The sequence below is a fragment of the Bartonella sp. CM86QHHN genome (genome assembly GCF_042194695.1).
In the GTDB taxonomy this organism is placed as follows: Bacteria; Pseudomonadota; Alphaproteobacteria; order Rhizobiales; family Rhizobiaceae; genus Bartonella.
Genome location: NZ_JBHIND010000038.1, coordinates 1 through 2,441, shown reverse-complemented (window position 1 = coordinate 2,441; position 2,441 = coordinate 1). Strand labels below are relative to the sequence as shown.

3 protein-coding genes and 1 pseudogene are annotated in these 2,441 nt (G+C 33.9%); 1 reads left to right on the top strand and 3 read right to left on the bottom strand.

The window, feature by feature from the left end; all coding sequences use genetic code 11:
- From ACFIKX_RS03280 to ACFIKX_RS03270, 3 genes and pseudogenes are all read right to left on the bottom strand, one after another.
- Window positions 1–225: pseudogene (locus ACFIKX_RS03280) on the bottom strand (hypothetical protein); the annotation flags it as partial.
- Window positions 226–872: 647 nt separating this feature from the next.
- Window positions 873–1,061 carry a hypothetical protein gene (locus ACFIKX_RS03275; protein ID WP_375618849.1) on the bottom strand — a complete coding sequence of 63 codons (189 nt, stop codon included), beginning with the start codon at window positions 1,059–1,061 and terminating at the stop codon, window positions 873–875.
- 441 nt (window positions 1,062–1,502) lie between these two features.
- Window positions 1,503–1,754, bottom strand: coding sequence for a helix-turn-helix domain-containing protein (locus ACFIKX_RS03270; RefSeq protein ID WP_375612601.1), 252 nt, complete (start codon window positions 1,752–1,754; stop codon window positions 1,503–1,505).
- A gap of 91 nt (window positions 1,755–1,845) precedes the next feature.
- Between ACFIKX_RS03270 and ACFIKX_RS03265 the strand changes: the two genes are divergently transcribed.
- Window positions 1,846–2,148 (top strand): helix-turn-helix domain-containing protein, encoded by a 303-nt coding sequence (locus ACFIKX_RS03265; protein ID WP_100128398.1) that lies wholly within the window; start codon window positions 1,846–1,848, stop codon window positions 2,146–2,148.
- Window positions 2,149–2,441 lie beyond the last annotated feature (293 nt).

The window sequence follows — 2,441 nt, the reverse complement described above, 5'->3', positions numbered from 1 at the left end:
TGTACCTTTATGACGCCTCACCTCTTCAAAATACACCGCGTCAATTTGACCTGCTGTCTGCTTTATTTCTGATAGCCATTGCTTAAAACGCAAATAACGCATTCCACCGCCTTCAAAACGGCGCGATTGAAAATTCACGGTACCACTTATGATACTACCGTCCCCTCCACGTATCGCCCACCCCATCTTCGTACCTAGATCAAAACAAAGAATCGTGCTATTCACCACACCACTCCATACAAAACGTGTTTTATAAAAGCACTCAGCAGTAATTATTTCCGGAATAGGAGAGTAAATGCTTCTTAATCTTGTCCGCACAATTTTTTCAGTTTATACTAAGTACAAAGAGCAAGAAGAACGAAGACTAGGCTCCAAATTGGAACTGAGACATATTTCCCAACCAAAATATCATAGTGTTATCCCATCAAAAAAAGCGTTCTCAGGGTAATCACAAAACCGCTGGTTCATTTACAAGTAACTTTCTATAATCCTACAAAACAGATGATTAGATTGAATCATATATGGATAGATAAAAAGAGCTCCTTTGAATTTGTTCATGTTTCATATCTTAAATCCAACTTAGAATTGCACAAACAAACAGAAGACATCTTCATTAAAACGCAAGAAAAACACGTCAACTTGATAACTCCTGAACTAAACCCAATCCAAAATGAGTGGTGTGATCTATTTAGTATCAAGGGTGAAAGTGAACTGACATTTTTACTCATTTTTGCAATGTGCAATCCATCTAAAATACAGCCTATAAATGTCATTGTAGAACATACTTCTCCAAATTATCCAACCAAAACACTCAAAGCTAATTTTTATCTTGGTTCCTATTGTAATGATGAATAGAACCAAAAATAAAACAATTAAAGCTTCTTTTTGGACCTATTTCTTATCCCCTCATTCTTCCTAAGTTTATCCTCTAGATCCCATATTATTCTTTTTTGTTTAATTATCTCATCCCTAAGCTCTCCTGCCTGTTTAAAATAGTGATAAACCTCATAAAGCAAATATAGATTGGTAGTTATAGAAAGAACTGTTGCTACTAAACTCATCTCTATCTCCTCACTTACCCTTCTTCTTACTCTTCTTATTCTTATGAAGCGGCGCTTTTACTGCTTCATCACGCTGCTTAAGCTCTTGCTTCAGTTGTTTAATTTCCTTGTCACGTTCTTCAATCTTTGTTTAAGTTCTTTAATTTCCGTATCACGTGATTGAACATCTTCTTTTAGTGTCCGTATCTTTTCACTTTTCCGTGTAAACTCTTCTCGATACGCATCTATACTTTGTTTTAGTTCTTCAATCTCTTGCTTCAGTTGTTTAATTTCCTCGTCGTCGNATTCTCTTTCATTTTTTTCTTAATATCTTGAACCTGCTCTTTAAGTGCTTTAACTTGATCGCGATAATGCAATGCAATACGAAACATCACTCCGCTTAAGAGCAAAACTGAAACCACTGCTATCCATAAAATTTCATTCGAACTCATTTTGATCTCCTTAATGCTGCAATCTATCGCCCGTCTGATCAACACCGCGACTTTTAGAAATTGAAGAAAAATTCTCTTGATACCAATCGCTAGGACTTATGTAATTATCAGTAACTTCTGCTATTTTTTGTATTATCCTAGGATGCGGAAATCGCTTCTTATTCACATAGCGTGCTATAGATGCTTGTGTAACACCTACCAAAATCGCAAACTCGGCATAAGTAATATTATTCTTTGATAAATACAGTTTTAGTTTAGACATTCCTCTTTTTACCATATTGGTATTATTAAGACAAGCATATTTTACCATATTGGCATTTGAAAGGATATTTTTTTTAATTAGGATAAGAATCATGAATAATTTGAAATTTTTCAGACAAAAAGTAGGTTTAACTTCAAAAGAATTAGCCGAATTGGTAGGGACTAGTCAGCCACAAATTTTTCGTTTAGAAAATGGACAACGAAAATTAACAAAGGAGTGGGCTGTACGTTTGGCGCCACACTTAAAAATTACCCCCAAACAACTGTTGTTTTCAGGAAATAAGCCTAATAGCTTAGATGAACAAATTGAAGATATGTTAGAGCATCTAAGCTACGATAATAAGGTTAAACTTCTTGATCTCCTTTCTTCATTTTATCAAGATAAAAAAGAATAAACTCTCTTTTTTCATCTTCTGTCAATTTATCCCATAGTTCTAATATTTGCGTATTAATTGACCATTTTTCATCCATTTTTTCTACTCTAAAAAAATATAAAATAAAAAAATAACCATTTTGGTATTGACTTTAAATTACCGTTTTGGTATCAAATATCCCATATCTTAGAAAATAACTTTTGCCAATAGGCAGTATGGAGGCATTTGTGAAAAAACCAGTGTTTATAAATTCTGATGAAATTCTCTTAGTGATGTGCGAAAATGAAGAACAAAATCTCGCTAAATCTGGTCCT

Bases quoted from the DNA above. Each gene is read 5' to 3' on its own strand.
- ACFIKX_RS03275 (WP_375618849.1), bottom strand. From the start codon at position 1,061: ATGAGTTTAGTAGCAACAGTTCTTTCTATAACTACCAATCTATATTTG.
- ACFIKX_RS03270 (WP_375612601.1), bottom strand. From the start codon at position 1,754: ATGTCTAAACTAAAACTGTATTTATCAAAGAATAATATTACTTATGCC.
- ACFIKX_RS03265 (WP_100128398.1), top strand. From the start codon at position 1,846: ATGAATAATTTGAAATTTTTCAGACAAAAAGTAGGTTTAACTTCAAAA.